This is a genomic window from Actinoplanes sp. CA-252034, assembly GCF_050956125.1.
Taxonomy (GTDB): domain Bacteria; phylum Actinomycetota; class Actinomycetes; order Mycobacteriales; family Micromonosporaceae; genus Actinoplanes.
This window is the reverse complement of the sequence record NZ_CP191846.1, coordinates 3,957,668-3,980,786: the sequence shown is the minus strand read 5'-3', so window position 1 is coordinate 3,980,786 and position 23,119 is coordinate 3,957,668. Positions and strand designations below refer to the sequence as shown.

General features: G+C 71.6%; 24 protein-coding genes and 2 pseudogenes. 13 read left to right on the top strand and 13 right to left on the bottom strand.

The annotated features are described in order from the left end of the window. Nucleotides 1-27: 27 nt before the first annotated feature. Complete coding sequence (locus ACQPZW_RS18010; protein ID WP_433796052.1) at nt 28-783, top strand: NAD(P)H-binding protein; 756 nt, start codon at nt 28-30, stop codon at nt 781-783. A gap of 230 nt (nt 784-1,013) precedes the next feature. Here the strand turns inward: ACQPZW_RS18010 and ACQPZW_RS18005 are convergent, their stop codons facing one another. Then, nucleotides 1,014-1,592 (bottom strand): TetR/AcrR family transcriptional regulator, encoded by a 579-nt coding sequence (locus ACQPZW_RS18005; protein ID WP_433796051.1) that lies wholly within the window; start codon nt 1,590-1,592, stop codon nt 1,014-1,016. Nucleotides 1,593-1,639: 47 nt separating this feature from the next. On the opposite strand from ACQPZW_RS18005, the pseudogene ACQPZW_RS18000 reads away from it, so the two are divergent. After that, nucleotides 1,640-2,220: pseudogene (locus tag ACQPZW_RS18000) on the top strand (dihydrofolate reductase family protein). Here ACQPZW_RS18000 and ACQPZW_RS17995 read toward each other — a convergent pair. Next, on the bottom strand, nt 2,205-3,071 hold the full coding sequence (locus tag ACQPZW_RS17995; RefSeq protein ID WP_433796050.1) for a helix-turn-helix domain-containing protein: 867 nt from the start codon (nt 3,069-3,071) through the stop codon (nt 2,205-2,207). The pseudogene ACQPZW_RS18000 and the gene ACQPZW_RS17995 sit on opposite strands and share 16 nt — an antisense overlap. A 131-nt stretch (nt 3,072-3,202) precedes the next feature. Here ACQPZW_RS17995 and ACQPZW_RS17990 point away from each other — a divergent pair, with 131 nt between their 5' ends. The 4 genes from ACQPZW_RS17990 to ACQPZW_RS17975 all read left to right on the top strand — a co-directional run bounded on the left by ACQPZW_RS17990 (nt 3,203) and on the right by ACQPZW_RS17975 (nt 5,547). Next, entirely contained in the window at nt 3,203-4,231 is a 1,029-nt protein-coding gene (locus ACQPZW_RS17990; protein ID WP_433796049.1) for a zinc-dependent alcohol dehydrogenase family protein, read from the top strand. A 75-nt stretch (nt 4,232-4,306) separates the two neighbouring features. Continuing rightward, a complete protein-coding gene (locus tag ACQPZW_RS17985) occupies nt 4,307-4,567 on the top strand; it encodes a hypothetical protein (protein ID WP_433796048.1) in 261 nt (86 codons plus the stop codon). Between the two features lie 159 nt (nt 4,568-4,726). Then, nucleotides 4,727-5,173: an OsmC family protein gene (locus tag ACQPZW_RS17980; protein ID WP_433796047.1), complete on the top strand. Its 447-nt coding sequence runs from the start codon at nt 4,727-4,729 to the stop codon at nt 5,171-5,173. A 110-nt stretch (nt 5,174-5,283) separates the two neighbouring features. Beyond that, nucleotides 5,284-5,547, top strand: a complete 264-nt coding sequence (locus ACQPZW_RS17975) for a hypothetical protein (protein WP_433796046.1) — start codon at nt 5,284-5,286, stop codon at nt 5,545-5,547. Nucleotides 5,548-5,554: 7 nt separating this feature from the next. Here ACQPZW_RS17975 and ACQPZW_RS17970 read toward each other — a convergent pair whose 3' ends face one another. Together ACQPZW_RS17970 and ACQPZW_RS17965 are read right to left on the bottom strand one after the other, a co-directional pair. After that, nucleotides 5,555-6,421 carry an LLM class flavin-dependent oxidoreductase gene (locus ACQPZW_RS17970; protein WP_433796045.1) on the bottom strand — a complete coding sequence of 289 codons (867 nt, stop codon included), beginning with the start codon at nt 6,419-6,421 and terminating at the stop codon, nt 5,555-5,557. 1 nt (nt 6,422) lies between these two features. Beyond that, nucleotides 6,423-7,442, bottom strand: coding sequence for an aldo/keto reductase (locus tag ACQPZW_RS17965; RefSeq protein WP_433796044.1), 1,020 nt, complete (start codon nt 7,440-7,442; stop codon nt 6,423-6,425). Nucleotides 7,443-7,559: 117 nt separating this feature from the next. On the opposite strand from ACQPZW_RS17965, the gene ACQPZW_RS17960 reads away from it, so the two are divergent. Next, the gene (locus ACQPZW_RS17960; protein ID WP_433796043.1) at nt 7,560-8,111 is read left to right on the top strand and encodes a TetR/AcrR family transcriptional regulator; all 552 of its coding nucleotides are present in this window, start codon (nt 7,560-7,562) and stop codon (nt 8,109-8,111) included. A gap of 4 nt (nt 8,112-8,115) precedes the next feature. Here the strand turns inward: ACQPZW_RS17960 and ACQPZW_RS17955 are convergent, their stop codons facing one another. Together ACQPZW_RS17955 and ACQPZW_RS17950 are read right to left on the bottom strand one after the other, a co-directional pair. After that, the gene (locus ACQPZW_RS17955) at nt 8,116-8,880 is read right to left on the bottom strand and encodes a hypothetical protein (RefSeq protein WP_433796042.1); all 765 of its coding nucleotides are present in this window, start codon (nt 8,878-8,880) and stop codon (nt 8,116-8,118) included. Beyond that, a complete protein-coding gene (locus ACQPZW_RS17950; protein ID WP_433796041.1) occupies nt 8,865-9,392 on the bottom strand; it encodes an RNA polymerase sigma factor in 528 nt (175 codons plus the stop codon). Before ACQPZW_RS17950 ends, ACQPZW_RS17955 begins: the two co-directional genes overlap by 16 nt. A gap of 91 nt (nt 9,393-9,483) precedes the next feature. On the opposite strand from ACQPZW_RS17950, the gene ACQPZW_RS17945 reads away from it, so the two are divergent. From ACQPZW_RS17945 to ACQPZW_RS17935, 3 genes are all read left to right on the top strand, one after another. Next, nucleotides 9,484-11,253, top strand: coding sequence for a flavin-containing monooxygenase (locus ACQPZW_RS17945; protein ID WP_433796040.1), 1,770 nt, complete (start codon nt 9,484-9,486; stop codon nt 11,251-11,253). Further along, the gene (locus tag ACQPZW_RS17940; RefSeq protein ID WP_433796039.1) at nt 11,241-12,698 is read left to right on the top strand and encodes a Vgb family protein; all 1,458 of its coding nucleotides are present in this window, start codon (nt 11,241-11,243) and stop codon (nt 12,696-12,698) included. Before ACQPZW_RS17945 ends, ACQPZW_RS17940 begins: the two co-directional genes overlap by 13 nt. Nucleotides 12,699-12,862: 164 nt before the next feature. After that, nucleotides 12,863-14,161: a TolB family protein gene (locus ACQPZW_RS17935; RefSeq protein WP_433796038.1), complete on the top strand. Its 1,299-nt coding sequence runs from the start codon at nt 12,863-12,865 to the stop codon at nt 14,159-14,161. 20 nt (nt 14,162-14,181) lie between these two features. On the opposite strand, the gene ACQPZW_RS17930 is transcribed toward ACQPZW_RS17935, so the two are convergent. Beyond that, the gene (locus tag ACQPZW_RS17930) at nt 14,182-14,829 is read right to left on the bottom strand and encodes a response regulator (protein ID WP_433796037.1); all 648 of its coding nucleotides are present in this window, start codon (nt 14,827-14,829) and stop codon (nt 14,182-14,184) included. Next, the gene (locus tag ACQPZW_RS17925; protein WP_433796036.1) at nt 14,793-16,784 is read right to left on the bottom strand and encodes a sensor histidine kinase; all 1,992 of its coding nucleotides are present in this window, start codon (nt 16,782-16,784) and stop codon (nt 14,793-14,795) included. The genes ACQPZW_RS17930 and ACQPZW_RS17925 overlap by 37 nt, the downstream gene beginning before the upstream one ends. A 135-nt stretch (nt 16,785-16,919) precedes the next feature. Here ACQPZW_RS17925 and ACQPZW_RS17920 point away from each other — a divergent pair, with 135 nt between their 5' ends. Further along, nucleotides 16,920-17,402, top strand: a complete 483-nt coding sequence (locus ACQPZW_RS17920; protein WP_433796035.1) for a DUF4265 domain-containing protein — start codon at nt 16,920-16,922, stop codon at nt 17,400-17,402. Nucleotides 17,403-17,440: 38 nt separating this feature from the next. After that, on the top strand, nt 17,441-17,713 hold the full coding sequence (locus ACQPZW_RS17915; RefSeq protein ID WP_433796034.1) for a cold shock domain-containing protein: 273 nt from the start codon (nt 17,441-17,443) through the stop codon (nt 17,711-17,713). 75 nt (nt 17,714-17,788) lie between these two features. Here the strand turns inward: ACQPZW_RS17915 and ACQPZW_RS17910 are convergent, their stop codons facing one another. Next, nucleotides 17,789-18,502, bottom strand: coding sequence for a hypothetical protein (locus tag ACQPZW_RS17910; RefSeq protein WP_433796033.1), 714 nt, complete (start codon nt 18,500-18,502; stop codon nt 17,789-17,791). Nucleotides 18,503-18,620: 118 nt separating this feature from the next. On the opposite strand from ACQPZW_RS17910, the gene ACQPZW_RS17905 reads away from it, so the two are divergent. Further along, a complete protein-coding gene (locus ACQPZW_RS17905; protein ID WP_433796032.1) occupies nt 18,621-19,148 on the top strand; it encodes a snapalysin family zinc-dependent metalloprotease in 528 nt (175 codons plus the stop codon). 51 nt (nt 19,149-19,199) lie between these two features. Here ACQPZW_RS17905 and ACQPZW_RS17900 read toward each other — a convergent pair whose 3' ends face one another. From ACQPZW_RS17900 to ACQPZW_RS17885, 4 genes and pseudogenes are all read right to left on the bottom strand, one after another. Next, entirely contained in the window at nt 19,200-19,781 is a 582-nt protein-coding gene (locus tag ACQPZW_RS17900; RefSeq protein WP_433796031.1) for a DUF3455 domain-containing protein, read from the bottom strand. Nucleotides 19,782-19,974: 193 nt separating this feature from the next. Beyond that, nucleotides 19,975-21,171, bottom strand: a complete 1,197-nt coding sequence (fahA, locus tag ACQPZW_RS17895; RefSeq protein ID WP_433796030.1) for a fumarylacetoacetase — start codon at nt 21,169-21,171, stop codon at nt 19,975-19,977. Further along, a complete protein-coding gene (locus ACQPZW_RS17890) occupies nt 21,168-21,920 on the bottom strand; it encodes a hypothetical protein (protein ID WP_433796029.1) in 753 nt (250 codons plus the stop codon). Before ACQPZW_RS17890 ends, fahA begins: the two co-directional genes overlap by 4 nt. Beyond that, nucleotides 21,917-23,112: pseudogene (locus tag ACQPZW_RS17885) on the bottom strand (homogentisate 1,2-dioxygenase). Before ACQPZW_RS17885 ends, ACQPZW_RS17890 begins: the two are co-directional and overlap by 4 nt. Nucleotides 23,113-23,119 lie beyond the last annotated feature (7 nt).

Here is a 23,119-nt window from a genome sequence, read left to right as displayed (position 1 = left end):
TCCTGGCGAGGATAGACAGCAATTGATGTGATCACAACCCGTGCCTGCGCCACCGTCCGCGCGTTGCGGGACGCGGGCCAACCGGTCCGTGCGATCACGCGAGCCGTCGCCGACCTCACGGATCGGGCGGCTCTGGCGGCGGCGCTCACCGGATGCCGCGGCGCGTTCGTGCTGCTGCCGACCATCCCGGCCGGTGACGACGCCGCGCACCGGACGGTGGCCACCACGATCGCCGGGGCGGTCACCGACAGCGGCGTGCCGCATGTGGTGTTGCTGTCGTCGTTCGGCGCCGACCTGCCCGCGGGCACCGGACCGATCCGCTGGCTGCACCACCTGGAGAACCTGCTGCGCAACACCGGCGCCGTCGTGACGGCGATCCGCTCCCCGCACCATCAGGAGAAGGTCGAGGACGTGCTCGGCGCGCCGGTCCATCCGGTGTTCGGGGCGTCCGCCGACGTGCCGCTCCCGATGGTCGCGACCCGGGACGTCGGCGCGGCCGTCGCCCACGCGCTCACGCGCCCGCCCGCGCACAGCGAGGTCGTCGATCTGGAGACGCCCGAGTACACCGAGCGGCAGGTCGCCGACCAGCTGAAACGCGAGGTGGCGCTGGTCCCGCGGGAGGCGTGGGCGGCCACGCTGATCGAGGCGGGCGTCTCGCCGCTGCTCGCCACCGAGTTGGCCGAGCTCTACGACGCGGGCGAGCGCGGCCTGCTCGAGCCGCGCGACGACCGGCGGCACCCCTGCACCACGGCCCTCACCGAAACCCTCGAGAAGATCCTTTGAGGGGTACGGGCCATCCGGCCCCGCGCCGAACCACTGCTCCCGGGCCTACACCGCGACGACCTGCCCGCTCACGGCCCCACCGCGACCGCCGGGCCGTTCCGGTGGTCCAGAAAATCAGCCGGCCGGGCTCACGCGGCGGCCCAGAGGATCAGGCGGCCGGGCTCACCCGGTGGTCCAGAGGATCAGGCGGCCGGGCTCACGCGGTGGTCCAGGGGATCAGCCGGCCGGGCTCATGCCGTGGTCCAGGGGATCAGGCGGTCCACGAACGCGGTGACCACCCGGTCGGGGTCGGTGTCGGCGCCGATCGAGGCGCCCAGCATGTCGAGCAGCAGCCCGTCGAGGGCGTAGTGCAGCAGCGCGATCTCGAATGCCCCGCCGGGCAGTCCGGTGGTGGCGTGGAAGGCGACGTCGTCCTGGTAGCCCTGCCGGAGGGTGCCGCCGAGGATGTCACCGAGCCCCGGCCGGCGGGCCGCTTCGAGGCGCAGCTCGATCAGGGCGCGGGTCAGATCCGGCTCGCGGGTGGTGCGCTCGACGATGTAGCGCAGGTAGTCGACGAACAACTCCCGGCCCGGCGGGCGGGTGGCCAGGCCGGCGACCACCGCCGCGTCCGGGGCGAACCGTTCCATGATCCGCTCCCCGAGGGCGCCGAGCAGCGCGTCACGGGAGCGGAAGTAGTTGGAGGCGGTGCCGGCCGGGACGCCCGCCTCGGTGTCGACGGCCCGGTGGGTGAGCCCGCGGGCGCCGCTCTCGGCGAGGACCCTCAGGCCCGCGTCGGCGAGCAGTCGGCGGCGGTCCGGATTTCGCGGCATGATGCTGTACCTTAAACCACTACAGGCATAGTGGTTAGGGGACACCCATGCGAAAGCTCACCTACTTCGTCGCCACCACCATCGACGGATACATCGCCGCACCCGACGGCACGTGGGAGTTCTTCGGCGCCCCGGACGCGTCGATCGCGTTCATGGTCGAGCACTTCCCGGAGACGCTGCCCACGCACGTGCGGGCGGCCCTCGGCGTCGACGTGCCCAACCGGGTCTTCGACACGGTGCTGATGGGCCGCCACACCTACGAGCCGGCATTGCGGGCGGGGATCACCAGCCCCTACGCCCACCTCGACCAGATCGTCTTCTCCCGCACGCTGGCGGCCGACCGTGACGGCTCCGCATCGCCCGGCCCGCGGATCGTCGCGGAGGATCCGCTCGCCTTCGCTGAGAAGCTGAAGCAGCAGCCCGGCCGCGACATCTGGCTGGCCGGGGCGGCAACCTGGCCGGGCAGCTGCTCCCGGCCGTCGACGAGCTGGTGCTCAAGCTCAAGCCGGTGATCGCCGGCGGCGGCATCCCGCTGGCCGCGGCTGGTTTCCACCCGCACCGGTTCAGGCTGGAGTCCACCACTCCCCTGGCCGACGGGGTTCAGGTGATGCGTTACCGCACGGCCTGATCCGCGCCCTGCAGCGCCCACGAGGCGAGCAACCCGAGCGCCTCGGCGGTCGGCGAGCCCGGCTCTGCGGTGTAGACGGTCAGGGTGAGATCTGGTTCGGCCCGCAGGTCGAGGCTCTCCCAGGCCAGCGTGAGATCACCGACCACGTGGTGGCGGAAGTGCTTGGTCCCGGTGGCGTGGGTGCGGACGTTGTGCGACCCCCAGCGGCGGCGGAAGTCGTCGCTGCGGGTCGACAGCTCACCGACCAGGTCGTGCAGCCCCTTGTCGTGTGGGTTCTTGCCGGCCGCGGTGCGCAGGTTCGCCACCGTCATGTCCGCGGCGACACCCCAGTCCGGGTAGAACCGGTGCGCGGCGCTGTCCAGGAAGGTGAACCGCGCGAAGTTCGGCGTCCCGGACGGATCGGTGTAGGCGTCGCTGTACATCGCCCGGCCCAGATGGTTGGCCGCGAGCATGTCCTGCCGGTTGTTGACCAGGATCGCCGGGCTCGTGATCGCATCGAGTGACCAGCGCAGACTCGGCCGCAGCGTCCACTGCCGGGTGCGGCGGGCCGGCCGCAGGATGGCGTTGCTGCCGTTGGCCTCATGGGCGAGGCTGACGAGGTGGGCCCGTTCGGCCTCGTCGAGCTGCAGCGCACGGGCGATCGCGTCGAGCACCCCGGAGGACACTCCGGCGAGGGTGCCGCGTTCGAGTTTCGCGTAGTACTCCACGCTCATCCCGGCGAGCGCCGCCACCTCGCTGCGGCGCAGCCCCTTGACCCGGCGCTGCCCGAAGGCCGGCAGGCCGGCCTGCTCCGGGCTGATCTTCGCGCGGCGGGTGGTGAGGAAGTCCCGCACCTCTGCTCGATTGTCCACGCCCTCGACGGTACGACCGCGCTCGGGAAACAGGGATGCACTGCTGGTACACCCATCGTCAGGGACTTCTCCGTCCACGGTCGCGGGAGTGTGCTGGAAGGCGTAACCACACGACTCGAGGAGAAGCAATCATGCGTGGTGTCGTCCTGCACGCCCCCGGTGACATCCGGGTGGAGGACCGCGAGGACCCACGGATCGTCGCGCCCACCGACGCGATCATCCGGGTGACCGCGGCCTGTGTCTGTGGCTCCGACCTGTGGCCGTACCGCGGCATTCAGGAGATCGACGGGCCCACCCCGATGGGTCACGAGTACGTCGGCGTGGTCGAGGAGGTCGGCAGCGAGGTCCGCACGATCCGGCCCGGCCAGTTCGTGGTCGGCTCGTTCTTCGCCTCCGACAACACGTGCGAGATCTGCCTGGCCGGATACCAGTCTCGCTGCGCGCACGCCGAACCGGTCGGCGCGAGTGGCACCCAGGCCGGGTACGCACGGATCCCGCTGGCCGACGGCACCCTCGTCGCCACCAGCGCGTACCCCGACGAGGATCTGATCCCGTCGCTGCTGGCCGCTTCGGACGTGCTCGGCACCGGCTGGTTCGCCGCGGTCGCCGCCGAGGTGGGGCCCGGCAAGACCGTGGCGGTCGTCGGTGACGGCGCGGTCGGCCTGCTCGGCGTGCTGGCCGCGAAGCAGCTCGGCGCCGAGCGGATCATCGTGATGAGCCGGCACGAGTCCCGGCAGAAGCTCGCCCTGGACTTCGGCGCCACGGACGTCGTCACCGAACGCGGCGACGACGGCGTCGCCGAGATCAAAGACCTGACCCGGGGGTACGGCGCCCACAGCACGATCGAGGCGGTGGGCACCCAGGAGTCGATGATGCAGGCCATCCGCTCCACCCGTCCGGGCGGTCACGTCGGCTATGTCGGCGTCGCCCACGGCGTCGAGCTGCCCGGTATGGAGCTGTTCTTCTCCGGCGTCCACCTGCACGGCGGGCCCGCCCCGGTCCGCCGGTTCCTGCCCGACCTGATCGACCTGATCACCACCCGGACGATCGACCCGGGCGCCGTCTTCGACCTGGCCCTGCCCCTGGAGCGGGCCGCCGACGCCTACCGTGCCATGGACGAGCGGACCGCGATCAAGGCCCTGCTGCGCGTGGCGGAGTAGGGGCGCGGGTTAGGAATCGCCATCGGTGGGCATGTCGATGGGTGAAAGGACAGGCAACGCCAGGAGGCAAAAACGATGACGACCTATGACAGCACCGTTGGCGCCCGGCCGAACATCGGCGACAAGGCGGCGGTGAACGCGAGCGCCGCCCAGGAGAAGATCAAGCAGGCGGTGGAGCCCGTTCGTAAGCGTCCGGTCGCGTCCTCGGCCACCGTGCTCGCCGTCGCGGCCGTCGCCGCGGCCGGAGTGATCGGCGGTCGCCGGTACGCCCAGTCGCGCCGCCGCAGCCGGTGGCAGCAGATCCTCGACAAGCTGCCCCTCGACCGCTTCCGCTGACCCACCACAGCCACTGACCCCGCCCATCCCTCGATGGGCGGGGTCAGCGTCTTCTTCCGGTTCGGCGGTGGTCTCTGGACGATCAACGGTCAGCCGTACGATCCAGCCGGGAGTGGAAGGGCACGATCGACGTACGCCCGTACGTCTGAGGAGGATGTGATGGCGCGCTCGCACCACTACGAGGTGATGGTCAGCTGGACCGGGGAGACCCGCTCGTACCGGTCGTACGAGCGGGCCCACGAGGTGACCGCCGCCGGCAAGGCGCCGATCGCGGGCAGCTCGGATCCGGCGTTCCGCGGTGACCCGGCCCGCTGGAACCCGGAGGAGCTGCTGGTGGCGTCGCTGGCGCAGTGCCACATGCTGTGGTTCCTGCACCTGTGCGCGGCCGACGGCGTGGTGGTCACCGGCTACGCCGACGCGCCCACGGGCGTGATGGTGGAGGCCGCCGACGGTGGTGGCGCCTTCGAGGAGGTGGTGCTGCGTCCCCGGGTGACGCTGGCGGATCCCGCCCAGGCCGTTCGGCTGCCGGGTCTGCACGAGCGCGCCCACGAGCTCTGCTACATCGCCCGTTCGGTGAGCTTCCCGGTTCGGCACGAGCCGGCGTGAACCGTACCCCCGGGTGGTGGTGTTCAGATTTTTGACAGGCCGGCGATGAATCACCGGGCTCCGGCCGGTCTCCATATCTGTAGAGCACGTCACCCGGAGGGAGAGCCACGATGACCACCAACCTCACCGCCGCCCGCGCCGAGGCCCTGTTCACGACCGGTCTGGCCACCGGCAGCAGCCCGGCCTTCGACGTCGTCGACGAGGCCATCCGCACGGCGGTCCGCACCCACGGCGGGACCCGTGCCTGCGCCGCGGACATGGCCGCCGAGTTCGGGGACCATCCCGAGCTGGCCGTGCCGCGGATGCGGTGGGCGCTGGAGACGGTGACCCGCCTCTACCCGCCGCGCCGCCGCCAATGGGCCCTGGTCGCCTGACGTGGACTCAGCCCGCGGTCGGCCCGATCAGCTCGTCGGCGACCCACTCGGCTACGCCGGCCGGGTAGGGCGCGGTCAGCCCGAGCACGATGTGCCCGAACCCGGCGTCGACCGCCTCGCGGATCGCGTCGCGGGTGACGGCCGGCCGGTCGTGGGAGACCGGTAGATGGATGGAGCGGGTGATGGCCGCCGGGTCGCGGCCGATCTCCGCGCAGTAACGGTCCAGCAGGGCGCTGCGCCCGGCGAGGTCGGCGATGTCGCCGCCGCCGGGGATGTTCCACAGATCGGCGTGTTCGGCGACCACCCGTAGCAGCGCCGACGAGCGCCCCCCGATCATGATCGGCGGATGGGGTCGCTGGACCGGCTTGGGGCTGCCGACGGCCCCGGTGACCCGCACGTGCTCGCCGTGGAAGTCGAACGGCTCCCGCTCGGTCCACAGTCTGCGGATCAGCGTGCAGGCCTCGCCGAGAGCGGCCACCGAGTGCGCGAAGTCGTGGTAGGGCAGGCCGTGCGCGTCGTACTCGCGCCGGGCGGCGGGATGGCTGGGCCGTGATCCGGCGCCGATGCCGAAGTCGAGACGGCCGCCGGAGACGATGTCCACGGTGGTGGCGATCTTGGCGAGCATCGCCGGTGGCCGGAACCGGTTGCTGGTGACGAGCAGGCCCAGGCGCAGCCTCCGGGTCTGTGCGGCCAGCGCCGACAGCAGGGTCCAGCCCTCCAGGATCGGGCCGTCCGGGTCGCCGCCGATCGGCAGCAGATGGTCGAACAGCCACGCGTGCTCGATCTCGGCGATGCCGTCGGCGTCCCGCCACACCTGCTGGACGTCCTGGTAGCCGGTCTGCATCGGGGCGGTCATGATGCCGAAGCGGGTCATGTCAGCGCCTCCGCTGTGAGGCGTCGAGCAGCGACGGCGGGGTGTCGATCTTCTCGTCCGGGGCGAGGTCGAGGCCGGGCGGCACGATGGCGTCGATGGCGTCGAGGACGTCGGCGGAGAGGACCGTGTCGGCCGCGGCGACCTGCGAGTGCAGGTGGTCCAGGGTGCGCGGGCCGATGATCGCGCTGGTCACGCCGGGGTGGGCGGTGACGAACCCGAGCGCCAGCTGGATCAGGGTCAGCCCGGCGCCGTCGGCGACCTCGACGAGCTGTTCGACGGCGTCGAGGCGGGCGCGGTTGGCCGGGACGGTGAGGTCGAAGCGCTGCCGCATCAGGCCGGAACGGTGGGTGCTGATCTCCTGTCCGGCACGGATCGCGCCGGACAGCCAGCCGGAGGCCAGCGGGCTCCAGACGAGCACACCCATGCCGTACTCCCGGGTCACCGGCAGCACGTGGGTCTCGATGCCCCGTTGCAGCGCCGAGTAGCTGGGCTGCTCGGTGACGTACCGGCTCAGGTGGTGGTCGCGGGCGGCCCACTGGGCCTGCACGATGCGGTAGGCGGGGAACGTGGAGGAGCCGAAGTAGCGGATCTTCCCGGCGCGCTGCAGGTCGGTGAGCGCGGACAGGGTCTCCTCGTCGCTGGTCGCCGGGTCCCAGCGGTGGATCTGGTAGAGGTCGACGTGGTCGACGCCGAGGCGGCGCAGGCTCTCGTCGAGGGCGGTGACCAGCCAGCGACGTGAGCCGCCCTGCCGGTTACGGTCCTCGCCCATCGGCAGGGCGGCCTTGGTGGCCAGCACGATGTCGTCGCGCCGCCCGGCGATGGCCTTGCCGACGAGCCGCTCGGACTCGCCCTGGCCGTACATGTCGGCGGTGTCGATCAGGTTGATGCCGGCCTCGAGAGCGGCGTCGATGATCGCGGTGGCCTCGTCCTGCCCGGTGCGAGCCATGGCGCCGAAGTTCATCGCGCCGAGCGCCAGGGTGCTGACCCGGACGCCGGTACGGCCCAGACTGCGGTACTGCATGGTCGTTCCTCCTGGTTGTCTGGCATGCTGGCCTAAGCGGAACCATGTTCCGGGCCTGACACCAACATACGGAACAGGGTTCCGTTTACCAAGAGGCGTGATGGGGGTAACAGTTCAGTGGTGGAGAAACGGGCCGACGCGCGCCGCAATCAGGCGACGCTGCTGGAGGTGGCGGCCGCGGCCTTCGTGGAGTCCGGCGTCAACGTGCCGGTGCGCGACATCGCGGGGCGGGCCGGCGTGGGCGTCGGCACGATCTACCGGCACTTCCCGACCCGGGCCGACCTGATCGTCGCCGTCTACCACCACCAGATCGAGGCGTGCGCCGCGGCCGGTCCTGCACTGCTGGCGAGCAGCGACACCGCGTACACCGCGCTGGCCGAGTGGATCGGCCTGTTCGTCGACTTCCTGGTGACGAAACACGGCCTCGCCGGAGCCTTCCACTCCGACGACGCCGCGTTCCAGAAACTGCACTCGTACTTCCTGGACCGGCTGCTACCGGTCTGCGCCGACCTGCTCGCCGCGGCCGCCGACGCCGGCCAGATCCGCGCCGACGTGGGCGCTCTGGAGCTGATGCGCGGCGTCGGCAACCTGTGCATCGGCGACGGCGACGACAGCCGTTACGACGCCCGCCGGATGGTCGGATTCCTCATCGCCGGCCTGCGGGCCTGACCCGTCAGGACAGGTCGGACGGCCGGTGCGTGGTCGTGCCGGACCCGGAGTGCACGATCACCGTCAGGGTGTCGACCTCGCCGCCCTCGGCGCCCGGCCACCAGGCCGCCCACCAGCCCGCCTTCACACTGGCCTGCAGCAGCGCGCCGCTGTCCAGGCGCACCTCGACGGCGGTCACGTCCGGCGCGGCCAGCCCGACGATGTTCGACCACATGCTGTCGTCGTCACCGTAGGAGCTCATCGTCTCCAGGCTGACCGTCCCCGCCGGCGGGGCGACGATCGCGGCCTCGTCGATCAGGGTCATCGAGGCCGCCCGGTCACCGTCGCCGACCATCAGGCACTCGACGATCGTGCCGCCCTTGCGCTGGACCAGCAGGGTCGCCTCACCACGCTGCTCGGCCAGCAGCACGTCGGACGCCTTCGCCACGGTCTCCCCCGCGACACCGTTCGCCGCACAGGCCCGCGCCTGCGGCAGCACCTGCTCCCCGGTACGGCCGGCGGGCTCCGCGGTCCACGACGCGACGGCCCGCTCGGCCGCCCCCGGGACAAGGGTCGGCACCGCGACGGCGGCGACCGCGCCCAGCGCCGTGGCGGCCACGCCGGCGACCAGCCAGCGCCGCATCGGCGGACGGGCGGCACTCTCGGCACTGCCGTCGAGCACCCGCTCCACGAACGCCTCGGTGCGGGCCCACTCCATCGGCGTGGGCTGCCGGTCACGGGCCGGGTCGAGGACGGCGAGACGTTCCAGGTCGGTCATGCGGTCGTCCATGACTGCTGCTCCTTGATGACGGCGACGGCGGGTGCGGTGGGGTCGAGGGCGTCCTGCAGGCGCTTGCGGGCCCGGGTGAGCCGCATCGCGAAGGTGGAGCGACGGCAGCCCAGGACGGTGGCGGCCTGCTCGGAGGTGAGCCCGTCGAAGGCGATCAGGGCCAAGACCTCACGGTCGGCGGGGCGCAGGGTCCGCCAGGCCCGTTCCAGATCGATGCGCTCGGCGGTGGCGGCCGAGCCGTCCGGCACGTGGCTTCCGGCAGCGGTCAGCCGTACGTCCAAGGCCTGACGCCGCAACCAGCCGCGGGTCTGGTTGGCCATCGTCTTGCGGGCCACCGCGAACAGCCATGGCCGGGCGTCCGGAGGGACGTCGGCGAGCCGCCGCCAGGCGGTGAGGAAAACGGTCGACACCACGTCCTCCGCCTCATCCGGAGGGATCCGTCTCTCGACGAATCGCAGCAGGTCAGCGTAGGTGTCCCGGTGCAGCGCCCGGAACCGCTCTCGTTGGTCCATGCCCCCTACCTGTCCGGCCGGCGGATATCTGCCACACCCGATCACGAGAAAAAACTTGATTCACGTACGTCACTATGACTTCACTGTTGGCGTGCCGACCCTCACCCCGCACGAGATCGAGACCCTGCGCGCGAAGTATCGGGCCGAACGCGACCGGCGGATACGGCCGGACGGCGGAGGGCAGTACCGGCCGGCCACCGGTGAGTTCGGCTACTACGCCAAGGACCCGTACACCGAGCGGGTGGACCGTGCGCCGGTGACCGACCGGGTCGACGCGACAGTGGTCGGCGGCGGCTTCGGTGGCCTGCTCACCGGGGCGCGCCTGCGCCAGGCCGGCCTCCAGGACCTGCGGATGGTCGACGAGGCCGGCGACTTCGGCGGCACCTGGTATTGGAACCGCTACCCCGGCATCCACTGCGACATCGAGGCGACGGTGTACATGCCGCTGCTGGAAGAGGTCGGCTACGTGCCGAAGTGGCGCTACGCCCCGGGCGACGAGATCCGCCGGCACGCCGTGGCCATCGCGAAGCGCTTCGACCTGTACCAGCACGCCCTGTTCCACACCAGGGTCACCGATCTGCGCTGGGACGACGACACGTGCGAGTGGACCGTGACCACCGACCGGGGCGACGTGTTCCGCTCCCGCTACGTGGTGCTGTCGTCGGGGCTGCTCACCCAGCCGAAGCTGCCGGGCATCCCGGGGATCGAGGAGTTCGGCGGGCACACCTTCCACACCAGCCGGTGGGACTACGCCTACACCGGCGGCGACCAGACCGGAGGCCTCACCGGGCTCGCCGGCAAGCGGGTCGCGATCGTCGGCACCGGAGCCACCGCCATCCAGGTGGTCCCGCATCTGGGCCGCGACGCCGAGCACCTCTACGTCTTCCAGCGCACCCCGTCGACGGTCGACGTCCGTGACAACCGGCCCACCGACCAGTCGGTGCTCGACAGTGTGCGGCCCGGCTGGCAGCGGGAGCGGATGGACAACTTCCTCACCGTCGTGACCGGCGGGCACGCCGACGTCGACCTGATCGACGACCGGTGGACCGCCACCGCCAGGCTGCAGCGCACGTTCCTGGCCGGCACCCGCGCCGAACTGACCGAGGAACAGCTGGAGCTCGCCGACTTCGCCACGATGAACGGCATCCGCGCCCGGGTGGACGAGGTGGTCACCGACCCGGCCGTCGCCGAGCTGCTCAAACCCTGGTACCGCTACATGTGCAAGCGGCCCACGTTCAGCGACGAGTACCTGCAGACGTTCAACCGGCCGAACGTGACGCTCGTCGACACCTCGGGGCACGGCGGCATCACCCGGATGACGGCCACCGGTGTCGTCGTCGGGGACACCGCCTACGAGGTCGACTGTGTCATCTTCGCCACCGGGTTCGAGGTCGGCATCTCCGGCATCCTGTCCGGGACCCTGCAGGTGCACGGGCGCGGCGGGAAACACATCTTCGAGCATTGGGCGGGCGGGTTCCGTACCCTCCACGGCTTTGCCTCTCATGGTTTTCCGAACCTGTTCCAGCTCGGCCCGGTGCACAACGCCAACGCCGTGAACTTCGTGCACATCCTTCACGAGCAGGCCGGGCACATCGGCGCGATGGTCGGCGCGGCGGAGGAACGCGGCGCCCGCCGGATCGAGCCGACCCTCGAGGCCGAGGACGCGTGGGCCGCCACCATCGCCGCGACCGCCCACAGCAGTCTCGCGTTCCAGAGCGAGTGCACACCCGGCTACTACAACAACGAGGGCGATCCGCTGCCGATGAGCTTCTCCTTCGGACCGGGCCCGATCGCCTTCCACGACCTCCTGCGCACATGGCGCACCGACGGAAGCATGGAGCAGGTGCTGTGGACAGACTGATCGCCGCCACCCCGCTACGCGGCTCGAACGGAATCACCGTCGGCCCCGACGGCCGGATCTGGGTCGCCGAGTACTTGCCCGGCCGGATCAGCGCCGTCGACGTCACCACCGGCGACGTCGAGGTGATCGTGGCGCCGGACGGGCCGCTGCAGTCCCCCGACGACCTCGTCTTCGACGCCGACGGCAACCTCTGGATCACCGACGTCGCGCCCGGCCGGGTGTGGCGGCGCACCCCGTCCGGCGAGCTCACCGTCGCCGCCGACGGCATCCGCAACCCCAACGGCATCGCCGCGATCGGCAACCGGATCTTCGTCAACGAGATGATCCCCGGCGGGCGGCTCCTCGAACTGGCCACGACACCACGCGTTCTCACCGAAGGCCTGATGCTGGGCAACGCCATGCAGGCCGGGCCGGACGGGAACCTCTACTACCCGCACATGTTCCCCGGCGAGGTCTACCGGATCAGCCCCGACGGCGGCGCACCCGAGCTGGTCGCCGAGGTCGCGCAGACGGTCGCGGTCCGCTTCGACCGCGACGGCGTGCTCCACGTGCTGTCGATCGACGAGGCCGGCACCATCACCCGGATCGACGGCGGACGGCGTACCGAGATCGTCACCGGCATCGCCGGGCTCGACAACGCCGCCTTCGACGCCGGCAACCGGATGTTCGTCTCCAGCTTCAGCAGCGGCGGCATCACCGAGGTCCGCCCGGACGGCAGCCTGCGCGAGGTGGTGCCACGCGGGCTGGCCGGACCCTACGGCATCGCCGTCGGCGACGACGGCGAGCTGCACGTCGCCGACCACTACCGGATCGACGGCGCGTTCCTGCCGTTCGCCCACGCGATCGCCGCCTCCGGCGACGACCTGCACTTCGCCTCCCAATACGGCCAGGTCCTGACCCGGTCGGGCGCCGAGACCCGCACCCGCGCCGAGAACCTCGATCAACCCCAGGGCATCACGGTACGGCCGGACGGCACCCTGATCGTCGCGGAGGCGGGCGCGGGCCGCGTGCTGGCCATCGCGCCCGACGACGAGGTCACGGTCGTCGCCGAGGGCCTGGGCCGCCCGGTCGACGTCGCGGTCGACGCCGACGGTCGCTGCCACGTCTCCGACGAGGCCCACGGAGCCGTCTACCGCCTCGACGACGGCAAGCCCACCGCCGTCGCCGACGGCCTGCACGCCCCGCAGGGCCTGACGGTCACCGCCGACGGCCGCATCCTGGTCGTCGAGGCCGGTCGCCGCCGCGTGGTCGAGGCCGCCCCGCAGCTGCGCGTCGTGGCCGACGACCTGCCGATCGCGGTGCCCCGCACCACCCAGCCGGCCCTGCTGATCGAGGGCCTGCCCGGCGTGCCCCGCCAGTTCGCCGCCCTGACCACCACCCCCGACGGCGCCGTCCTGCTGGGCGCCTCCGCCGACGGCAGTGTCCTCCGCCTCCCGCGCATCTGACCTCTGATTCCGGCCGCCCGCCCTCACCGCCGAGGGCGGTGGCAGCTGCTCGACCGTGCCGCGGGTTGGCATGCCGCCCGCCTTGTGACCGTCCGGCGGGCGGTGGAGGCTGGGGTCGTCCCACGGCCCGGGACCCCGGCCGCCGTGGCAATGATGGGAACCCGATGAAACTCTTCCGGGGCACGACCACGACATTGATAGCGGTTTCCGGTCTACTGGTCATGGGGACGGCCACCCCAGCGCACGCCCGCGGCAGTCCCACGAGCCGGGTCAGTGTGTCCAGCACCGGCGCCGAGTCCGACGCCGAGAGCTTCGCCCCCTCGGTCAGCGGCAACGGCCGATATGTGGCCTTCTGGTCGACGGCCTCGTCGCTGGTGGCCGGCGACACCAATACCACCGCCGACGTGTTCGTCCGGGATCTGCTGGCCCGGACGACCAGCCGCGTCAGCGTGGCCACCGGCGGCGCACAGGCCGATCAGGAGGCGTCCGAACCGTCGATCAGTGGATCCGGACGGTATGTCGCCTTCTCCTCCCATGCCACCGACCTGGCGCCCGGCGACACCAACGACCGCGGCGACATCTTCGTCCGGGACCGGACGGCAGCCACCACGACGCGGGTGAGCGTCACCAGCGCGGGCGTCGAGGCCGACAACACCAGCCACAGCCCGGCCATCAGCGCTGACGGCCGGTTCGTGGCGTTCGTGTCGCACGCCACCAACCTGGTGCCCGATGACACGAACGCCACCGAGGACGTCTTCGTCCATGATCGGCGGGCCCATGTCACCCAGCGGGTCAGCGTCTCCACCGCGGGCGCCGAGGCCGACGGGCGCAGCATCGGCCCGACCATCACCGCGGACGGCCGATACATCGCCTTCGGCTCCTTCGCGTCCAACCTCGTGCCGAGCGGCGCGAGTGGAGTCTTCGTCCGCGACCTGCGGCGCAACCGGACCGAGCTGGCCAGCGTCACCAGCACCGGCTCGCCGGCCGGAGGCAACCTCGGGTCAGCCGGCGCGATCAGCGGGGACGGTCGGTTCGTGGCCTTCCACACCGATGCGCCGGACGTCGTTGCGGGCGACACCAACACCGTTCAGGACATCTTCGTACGCGACCTCCGTACCGCCTCCACCAGTCGTGCCGGCCTGTCCAGCACGGGCGTGCAGGGTGACGACGACAGCTCCGTTCCGGTGATCAGTGGGGACGGCCGGTTCGTGGCGTTCGTGTCGTACGCCACCAACCTGGTGCCCGGCGACACCAACGGCGTCGAGGACGTCTTCGTGCAGGACCGGTGGACCGGCTCGACCCGGCGAGTCAGTGTCGCCGGCTCCGGCGTCCAGGGCGACGGTGTCAGCAACTCAGCCGCCTTGAGCGGCGACGGCAGCCGCGTGGCGTTCGTGTCGTACGCCGCGAATCTGGTGCCGAACGACGGCAACGGACTTCTCGACGTCTTCGCCCGAACGCGGTAGCGCGGGGCGGTGAATGCGGTTCAGGAGGCGTTGAGGAGGGTCAGCACGGCCATGACGCGGCGGTTGTCGTCGTCGGAGACCGGCAGGCCAAGCTTGGCGAAGATGGCGGCGATGTGTTTGCTGATCGCGCTGTCGCTGAGGAACAGGCGCTGGGCGATGGCCGTGTTGGAGCGGCCCTGAGCCATCAGTTCGAGGACTTCGCGCTCGCGTGGGGTCAGGCGGGACACCGGCGTCGCGGCGCCACCGGCGTTCAGAAGCTTGGCGATGACCTGGGGGTCCATGGCGGTGCCGCCGGTGGCGACCCGGCGGACCGCGTCGGCGAACTGGTCGCCGTTGAGGACACGGTCCTTGAGCAGGTAGCCGACCGCCCCGGCGCCGTCGGCGAGGAGTTCGCGGGCGTAGAGCTGTTCGACGTGGGCGGACAGCACCAGAATCGGCAGGCCGGGCGTGGTGCGGCGGGCTTCCAGGGCGATCTGCAGGCCCTCGTCGGTGAAGGTGGGCGGCAGGCGTACGTCGACGACGGCCACGTCGGGGCGGTGACGGGTGAGGGCGTCGCGCAGGGACGGGCCGTCGGCGACCGCGGCGCTGATCGTGAAGCCGTGGCTCTCCAGCAGCAGGGCCAGGCCGTCTCTCAGGAGGTGGAGGTCTTCGGCGAGGACAACGCGCACGGCACCTCCATGATCACTACGGTGGGGCCGCCGGCGGGGCTGTGCAGGGTCACCGTGCCGTCGAAGGCGCCGAGTCGCCGTACGATGCCGTGCAGGCCGGTACCGGTGGACGGGTCGGCGCCGCCGGGGCCGTCGTCGGTGACCACCATACGCAGCACGCCGTCCCGATGGTGCAGGCTGAGGGTGACGGCGGAGGCGACGCGGGCGGCGTTGGCGAGGGTCTCGCAGACGGCGAAGTAGACGGCCGACTCGACGGCCGGGTCGAGGCGGCCGGGCAGTTCGGTGTCGACGGTCACCGGAAGCGGCGTGTCCAGGGCGATCGCGCGGACGGCGTCGGTGAGGCCGCGCTCGGCGAGGACCGGTGGGTGAATGCCGCGGACCAGGTCCCGCAAGTCGGCCAAGGCGGCCGCGGACGTCTCCTGTGCCTGGGCGAGCAGCTCCCGGGCCCGCGCCGGGTCGGTCTCCATGAGCCGGGCGACGGCGCCGAGCCCCAGACCGACGGCCACGAGCCGGGCCTGCGCGCCGTCGTGCAGGTCGCGTTCGATCCGCCGGAGCTCGGCGGCGGCCGCGTCCACCGTGTCGGCCCGGCTGCTGTTGAGCCGCTCCACCCGGCCGGCGAGGACGTCACGGCTGCTGTTCAGCTCCTCGACCCGGCCGGCGAGCCGGGAGCGGCTGGCGTCCAGCTCGGAGACCCGGCCGGCGAGGACCGTGGCGGCGGTGGGGCGGAGCAGGAGGGTGTCCCACCAGGTACGGGCCCGGGTCAGCGGTGCGGCCAGGGCCAGGCCCAGCGCGGTCAGGGCCAGGCCGGTCAGGAGGCTGGTCCAGCCGGGGACTCCGGCAGGGACGGCGCCACCCAGTTCCAGGGCGTGCCACAGCCAGAACGGGGTGATCCAGTAACCGGTGAACAGGCCGATCGGGACCGCCCACGGCGCCCAGGTGAGCGGCTGCCAGACCAGGCCGAAGAACCCGGCGCAGATCAGGATCGCCGGGAGCAGGGTCGACGGCCCGAACAGCAGAGCGCCCCACGCCCACAGCTGGTCGCGCCATGTGGCCGGGTCGTGGCTGACCCAGCGGTGGCGCTGCAGGCTGATCGCGAAGTCGGGTTCGATGTAGAGGGTGCGGCCGTACCGGTAGCGGCCGTCCTCGTCGGGTGTCGGCGGCGAGGGCAGCGGGCGGTACGGGCTGGGCAGGCGCACACCGGTCCAGCGATGCGCCTGGCGACGATAGGTCTCGGTCAACGGGCGGGTGAGCATGGTGGCACTCAGGAGCAGGCCACCCCACGACAGGACAGTGGCGACGAGGGTCAGCAGGGTGGCGCCGAGGGAGGCCAGGTGGAGTCCGGCGAGGCCGCCGAGTCGCCAGGCGGCGGTCCAGGAGCGGCTGGTACGGCCGGTGCGGGGCGGGCGGGATCGCTCCTGCAGGAGGAATCGCGCGCTCCGGCCGTACCACCGCAGGGAAGTGGGCGCGACCAGCAACGCGGCGGCGACCGCCACGCCTGACGCAAGCCATCCCCAGGGTCCGGCGCGCAGCGCCAGGAGGCCCGCCGCGATCAGCGCGGGCGGGAGCAGCGCCGGGACCGCGGCGGTGAACGGCGCAAGCGCGAGCCAGCGCCATTCGACGACGGCGAGCGGATCATTGCCGTAGTGATCGAATGCGGACATCCAGCGGGCGGTCCGCGGGGAGCGGTAGAGGGTGGAGCCGTGCGCATACCAGCCGTCGGCGCGCCGCTGCGGGAGCGGCGGCGGCGTGCGCGGGACGTCCGGGAGGTCGGCGCCGGCCCAGCGGCGGGCGAGCCGCCGTCCGAGCGCGGCGAGCCGTTGTTGCCCGGCGACTGCCGCGGGGAACGGCACGACGAGAGTCACGGAGATCAACATCAGGAGGGAGTACGCGAATCCGGCGGCCGTGACCAGGAGGAGGCAGGCACACCGCAGCGCGCCGAGCGCGTGACGGGTCATGAGCCGAGTCTTCGCCGCGCCGCCCACCAGCACATGCCGGCAGGCTACCGGGCAGGGTGTAGCTAAGTGCACCTCGATGGAGCGATTTGTCCTATATGCTCATTTTTGGTAGCCACTGCGGGTTTGGATTCTGACATGCGATACATCGTTCACGAGGCGCCGCTGCGCCGGGCCCCGTCCAATATCACCGCCATGATCGACCTGGAGCCGTTCGGGCTGCCCGGCGAGATGGAACAGGTCTGGATCACCCCGCCGTCGGGCACCACGGCGGCGATGGCGTGCGTTCCGTTCCGCGCCTACGGCCTGGCGCTCAACGACGTCGTCGGACTGGACAACCACCGCCGGCGGGTGCGACGGCTGCTGCGCTCCTCCGGGCACCAGGCCTTCCGCCTGCACTTCTCCCGCTGCTCCGAAGAGGAGGCCGCCACCCTGCGCGCCGGGATCGAGGAGACCCTGGAGCGGATGGGTCTGGGCTGCGAGTGGAGCGGCGACCGGCACGTGGTGGTCGACGTGCCACCGGGCGTCGAGCTCGACCCGCTCGAGCCGATCATCCGTGACCATGTGGACAGCGGGCGAGCATCCTGGGAGTGGAGCCATGTCGAGCCGTTCCGGACCTGAGGCCCCCGCACCGCGACGAGACCCCTGAGGAGCACTTGATGGCGATCACCGCGTTCGTCCGCGAGTGGAACGACGACGAGGGCTGGGGCGTCCTCGACTCGACGGAGACGCCGGGCGGGTGCTGGGCGCACCGCAGCAACGCGGCCGTCCGTGGCTACGCGACGTTCACCGCCGGCCAGCAGGTCGGGCTGGAGTTCGAGGCCGCGGGCCAGGACGGCTACGCGTTCCGGGCGTTCCGTTTCTGGCCGTCCACCGAGACCCCGGACCACACCGCGGAACGGACCGACCAGACGCCGGATCCGGTCCGATAGCCGGACCACACCGCGGAACGGGCCGACCAGACGCCGGGACCGTTTCGATAGCCGGGCCGGCCCGCGGACCCACGCCTACCGGAACGCGCCGAGGAGCACCTGCAGCGTGTTGCGGCGCAGACCACCGGGCATCCGGGCGGCATGCCGGCGGACCGGATCCACCTCGGACATCCGCGCCGTCAGACGCTCGTCCACCCATGTCCCGCCGGTCCACAGCAGTCCCCCGGCGACTTCGGAGCCGCTGACGCGGCGACGGACCATCCGGGTGTACGCCGGACCGAACCAGCACCAGGCTGGAGGCGTCGGTGGCAGTCCCAGCCATTCGCCGAGCGGCGCGAGGAACGGCTGCTCGTCCGGACCGCCCCACAGTTCGCCACGATCGAGGGTCTGCTCGTTGACCGACGCCGACACGTACACGGTGGCCGGATGGGTGAGCGCCAGCGCGAACCGCCGCACCCGATCGTCGCCGGGCTCCAGCACCGCGTGCAGGCTGTGCGCGACGGTCGGCCCGAAGTATCGGGCCTTGCGGGCGGACAGCGAGCCGGAGTAGACGGGCGCGGTCCCGGCGAGGAAGAACAGGGTGTCGGCCTGCTCGTGACCACGGCGGAACCCGTCCTCGCCGTCGCGGTCGAGGCGCCCGCGCAGCGGCTCGACGTCACCGAACCGGCGGGGCATCGCCTCCGGCAGGTGCTCGCGGGCGGCGCCGAGCCAGCGGGTGACGATGTCGGGCGACCGGGCGGCCCGCTCATACCACCGCACCGTGAGCACGTCGACCTTGCGTTCTGCCACGGTCTCTTCCTACCAAACCCCGGCATCATGCGGCGCAGAGGGCCGATCCGATATGCCGCATCAATCGACGCTTCTCGATAGAAAGGTGGTGTCCCTACCCCCGTCCCCGGAGGAAGCCATGCTGATCCGCAAGATCGCGGCGGCCGTCTTCGCCGTTCTCGCCCTCGGTGGCGTTCAGGCGGTCACCGCCGCTCCCGCCACCGCGGCGCCCCGCATCCTGTATTACGACGCCAGCCAGGCCCAGGAGTTCAAGGCCGTCGTCGACCAGGGCGCCCAGATCTGGAACAACAGCGTCACCAACGTGCGCCTGCTCCCGGTGACCGCCGGCCGCACCCCGAACATCCGGATCTACGCCGACAACGGCTGGCCGCGCACCTACTCCAGCTCGCTCGGCAACGGCTACTGGTACATGGGCCGCCAGGCCGTCAACCAGGGCTACAACCCGCCCCGGATCTCGGCGCACGAGTTCGGCCACATCCTCGGCCTCCCGGACCGCCGCACGGGCCTGTGCGCCGACCTGATGTCCGGCAGCAGCGCGCCGGTGAGCTGCACCAACGCGAACCCGAACGCCACCGAGGCGCGCACCGTGAACAGCAGGTTCGCGAGCGCGGTGGCCGTACCGCCGCAGGTTTACGCCTGGCAGTGATGGAAGACGGCCCGGAGGCGAGAACGCCTCCGGCCCGTCCCGCGACGTTGCTCAGACCGCCGGAGCGTCCCAGAAGACATAGATCGAGCCGTACGGCACCGACGCCTTCTGCCCGGCCGTGCAGCTGCCGGCCGGGGCGACGCCGCCGGACGTGCGCAGCCGGTTGATGAAGTCGGCCCGGCTGAGAACGCCCTTGCCGGAGTGGGTCTCGACCTTGAGCAGCAGCTCCGGGATGGCGCCGTCGACGTTCACGCCCGCCGCACGCGACGCGGTGACCAGCGAACCGTCCTTCAGCGACTGCCAGCTCGGGCCGCCGAAGTGGTGGATGCGCCCGCCGGTGCCGATGAGCTGCGCCTCCGGCACCGACGGGGTGCCGGTGAACACGCCGGTCGTCGCGCCGGCCGGCACCGCACACGTGTAGGTCTGGGTGCCGCTGACGACGACGTACGCGCCGACCAGCTTGGACCCGGCGGGCGGCTGGATCTCCTTCTTGATCAGCGGCACGCCGACCGTGCGGGCGCTGGTCTCCGGGCTGTCGTTGTGCACCCCGGCCAGTGCCGGGCCGGCGACGGTGGTCGCGCCGATCGCCGCCGCGATCGCGACAGCACTGATCCGGGAACGGGTGGTGAGCATGACTTTCCCCTGCCTGCTCGGGTGGGCGGAAGCGGCCCACCGTCGTCGACGGTGGCGGAGCTGCCGACCGTCCATGTCATGGCGGCGGTGGGTGGAAGCGACCCACCGTCGCGACATGACACGGAACCCGGGCCCGGACAGTTCGAGATCAACTAAGAACTGTCGATTTGTTTACCGTTTGGGGACGAGACGTTCACCCGCCGAGGGGCGACCGGACCCGGCCGCGCACCTCACCGAGACCCACGATCGAGCCGCCCGGGCCCGGCGCGGTCGCCGTGATCACCACCTCGTCACCGTCGTCCAGGAACGTCCGCCGCGAGCCGTCCGGCAGGTGGATCGGGTTGGTTCCGTTCCAGCTCAGCTCGATGAGACAGCCGGGCGAGCCGCCGCTGATCGTGCCCGAGGCGAACAGGTCCCCGGTACGCAGCGACGCGCCGTTGGCGGTCATGTGGGCGAGCATCTGCGCGCCGGTCCAGTACATGCCGGCGAACGACGGCTGCGACACGACGTGCCCGTTGAGCCGGACCTCCAGGTGGATGTCGAAGCCCCACGGCTGCGCCTTCTCGTCGTCGAGGTAGGGCAGCAGCGGCACGGTCCGCTCCGGCGGGCCGACCCGGGCGTGGTCGAGCGCCGCCAGCGGCAGGATCCACGGGGAGATCGACGTGGCGAAGCTCTTGCCGAGGAACGGGCCGAGCGGAACGTACTCCCACGCCTGGATGTCCCGGGCGGACCAGTCGTTGACCAGGCACACCCCGAACACGTGCCGGTCGAAGGCCCCCAGCTCGACCGGCTCGCCCAGACGCGAGCCGGCGCCGACGACGTAGCCGAGCTCGGCCTCGATGTCGAGGCGCTGCGACGGGCCGAAGGTGATCTCACCGTCCGGGGTACGGCGCTGGCCGCTGGGGCGGGTGATCTCGGTGCCGGAGACCACGACCGTGCCGGCGCGACCGTGGTAGCCGATCGGGAGGTGCTTCCAGTTCGGGGTGAGCGGCGCCTGGTCGGGGCGGAACATCCGGCCGAGGTTGGTGGCGTGCTCCTCGGAGGCGTAGAAGTCGACGTAGTCGGCGACCGTGAACGGCAGGTGCATGATCGCGTCGGCGTGGAGCACCAGGTACGCGCGGTGCACCTCGTCGGTGACCCACGTCGTCAGCAGTTCACGCAACTCGGCCCACGTGCCCGGCCCGGCGGCGAGCAGCGCGTCGAGCGACGGCCCGGCCACCGCTCCGGCCAGTGACGGGGCCAGCCGGCGGACGGTCGCGGGCAGGTCGATGACCAGGTCACCGATCGCGACGCCGGTGCGCGGGTGCGGGTCGGTGGGCGTGCTGAACACCCCGTAGGGCAGGGCCGCGACGCCGAACGGGTGGCCGGCCGGGATGTCGAGCCAGGTCACAGCGCTGCCTCCGAGATGAGTCCGTAGCGTCGCAGGCCGGCGGCCGGCTCGCTGACACTGCACGTGCCGAAGCTGACGAAATGGTGGCGGACCGCCTTGGCCAGCACCTCGTCGATGCCCGCGACCGCGGCCGCGACCCGGTCGCCGTCCTGGTCGGCGAGCGCCCGCCCGATCTCGTAACCCTGCAGAGCGCGTGCCGTGGCCAGCAGGACGTTGAGGAAGCCGTGGTGTTCAAAACCGGTCGCCGGGTCGCGGTGGCGGATCGGGTCGTGCAGGCCGGCGGTCAACTTGAACGCCAGGCCGCCGCGCACCGCCGCCCAGATCGCGCCGGCCAGCTCGGCCTCGGTCGGGAAGGCGTCCGCGCGTACCCCACCGGTCCTGATCTTCAGTCGCAGACCGGCGTCACGCAGGGCCGCGACGCGCGTGGCGGTCACCTCCGTGCAGGGGATCTCGACGTACGTCGTCAGCGTCCCGTCCGTGCTCAGACGGGGCCCTTCCACCGCGACGACGTCGATCCCGCCGGCCGTGGGCAGCTCGTCGACCGGCCCGGGCAGCACCAGCGACACCTTGATGCCGGTGCCGGCCGCCGACGCGGCAAGCTCACCGAAACGCGCGAGCGAGCACACGAAGGGGCCGACGAGCGGCGAACCCTGCCGGGCCCGATGGGCCGAAACGGCCTCGGGCATCGGCACGTTCCCGGGCGGGAAGATCGCCGCGTCGTCGAACAGCCCGGCGAACAGGGCGTTCACGAGTTCCGTGCCCAGGTCCAGGCGTAGACGCCGTCGTCGCAGACCCGCCCCGCCTCGCCGAGCCCCAGCGGCCGGAACGTGTCGACCATGACCGCCAGCTCGTCGAACCGTTCCGCGCCGAGGCTGCCCTCGATAGCGCGTGGCTGCGGCCCGTGCGAGTGCCCGCCGGGGTGCAGCGACACCGAGCCGACGTTGATCCCGGAGCCCTTGCGCGCCTCGTAGTCGCCGCCCACGTAGAACATCACCTCGTCGCTGTCGACGTTCGAGTGGTAATACGGCACCGGCACCGCGAGCGGGTGGTAGTCGACCTTGCGCGGCACGAAGTTGCAGATCACGAAGTTGTTGCCCTCGAAGACCTGATGCACCGGCGGCGGCTGGTGGACCCGGCCGGTGATCGGCTCGAAATCGGCGATGTTGAACGCGTACGGATACAGGCACCCGTCCCAGCCGACCACGTCGAACGGGTGATGCGGCAGCACGTGCACGGTCCCGGCGAGCCCGGCCGGCCCGTCGCCCCGGTGCTTGATGTAGACCTCGACGTTCTCCCCCTCCACGACATGAGGAGCGCCGGGGGTACGCAGATCGCGCTCACAGTACGGCGAGTGCTCGAGGAACTGCCCGTACCGGGACAGGTAACGCTTCGGCGGGGCGATGTGGCTGTTCGCCTCGATCGTGTAGAGCCGCAGCGGCCCGTCCCCGGACGGCACCCACCGGTGGGTGGTGGCTCGGGGAATGATCACGTAGTCGCCGCTGCCGACGTCGAGGTCACCGAAGACGGTCTCGACCGTGCCCGCCCCGGCCTCGACGTAGACGCACTCGTCACCGGTGGCGTTGCGGTAGAGCGGCGAGGCGGTGCCGGCCACCACGTACCCGATCCGGACGTCGGCGTTGCCGAGGACCAGCCGCCGGTCACGAACCGCGTCGCACGACTTCCACTCCTCACCGTCGAAGAGCTCGTGCAGACGCAAATGCCGGGGCAGCAGCGGCTGGTTGGCCTCCGTCGCCTGGTCGGGCAGCTGCCAGATCCGGGCGGCGGCCACCGCCGACGGCACATGCCGGTGGTAGAGCAGCGACGAGTCGGAGGAGAAGCCCTCCTCCCCATCAGCTCCTCGTAGTAGAGCTTCCCGTCCGGGTCGCGATGCTGGGTGTGCCGTTTCGCCGGGATGTTGCCGGCTTTCTGGTAATGAGCCATCGTCGTC

Excerpts from the sequence above, each read along its gene's own strand:
- ACQPZW_RS17925 (WP_433796036.1), bottom strand. The coding sequence starts at position 16,784 with ATGACCCGTCACGCGCTCGGCGCGCTGCGGTGTGCCTGCCTCCTCCTG.
- ACQPZW_RS18005 (WP_433796051.1), bottom strand. The coding sequence starts at position 1,592 with ATGCCGCGAAATCCGGACCGCCGCCGACTGCTCGCCGACGCGGGCCTG.
- ACQPZW_RS17905 (WP_433796032.1), top strand. The coding sequence starts at position 18,621 with ATGCTGATCCGCAAGATCGCGGCGGCCGTCTTCGCCGTTCTCGCCCTC.
- ACQPZW_RS17950 (WP_433796041.1), bottom strand. The coding sequence starts at position 9,392 with ATGGACCAACGAGAGCGGTTCCGGGCGCTGCACCGGGACACCTACGCT.
- ACQPZW_RS17900 (WP_433796031.1), bottom strand. The coding sequence starts at position 19,781 with ATGCTCACCACCCGTTCCCGGATCAGTGCTGTCGCGATCGCGGCGGCG.
- ACQPZW_RS17980 (WP_433796047.1), top strand. The coding sequence starts at position 4,727 with ATGGCGCGCTCGCACCACTACGAGGTGATGGTCAGCTGGACCGGGGAG.
- ACQPZW_RS17965 (WP_433796044.1), bottom strand. The coding sequence starts at position 7,442 with ATGCAGTACCGCAGTCTGGGCCGTACCGGCGTCCGGGTCAGCACCCTG.
- ACQPZW_RS17935 (WP_433796038.1), top strand. The coding sequence starts at position 12,863 with ATGAAACTCTTCCGGGGCACGACCACGACATTGATAGCGGTTTCCGGT.
- ACQPZW_RS17955 (WP_433796042.1), bottom strand. The coding sequence starts at position 8,880 with ATGGACGACCGCATGACCGACCTGGAACGTCTCGCCGTCCTCGACCCG.
- ACQPZW_RS17990 (WP_433796049.1), top strand. The coding sequence starts at position 3,203 with ATGCGTGGTGTCGTCCTGCACGCCCCCGGTGACATCCGGGTGGAGGAC.
- ACQPZW_RS17920 (WP_433796035.1), top strand. The coding sequence starts at position 16,920 with ATGCGATACATCGTTCACGAGGCGCCGCTGCGCCGGGCCCCGTCCAAT.
- ACQPZW_RS17985 (WP_433796048.1), top strand. The coding sequence starts at position 4,307 with ATGACGACCTATGACAGCACCGTTGGCGCCCGGCCGAACATCGGCGAC.
- ACQPZW_RS17970 (WP_433796045.1), bottom strand. The coding sequence starts at position 6,421 with ATGACCCGCTTCGGCATCATGACCGCCCCGATGCAGACCGGCTACCAG.
- ACQPZW_RS17975 (WP_433796046.1), top strand. The coding sequence starts at position 5,284 with ATGACCACCAACCTCACCGCCGCCCGCGCCGAGGCCCTGTTCACGACC.
- ACQPZW_RS17915 (WP_433796034.1), top strand. The coding sequence starts at position 17,441 with ATGGCGATCACCGCGTTCGTCCGCGAGTGGAACGACGACGAGGGCTGG.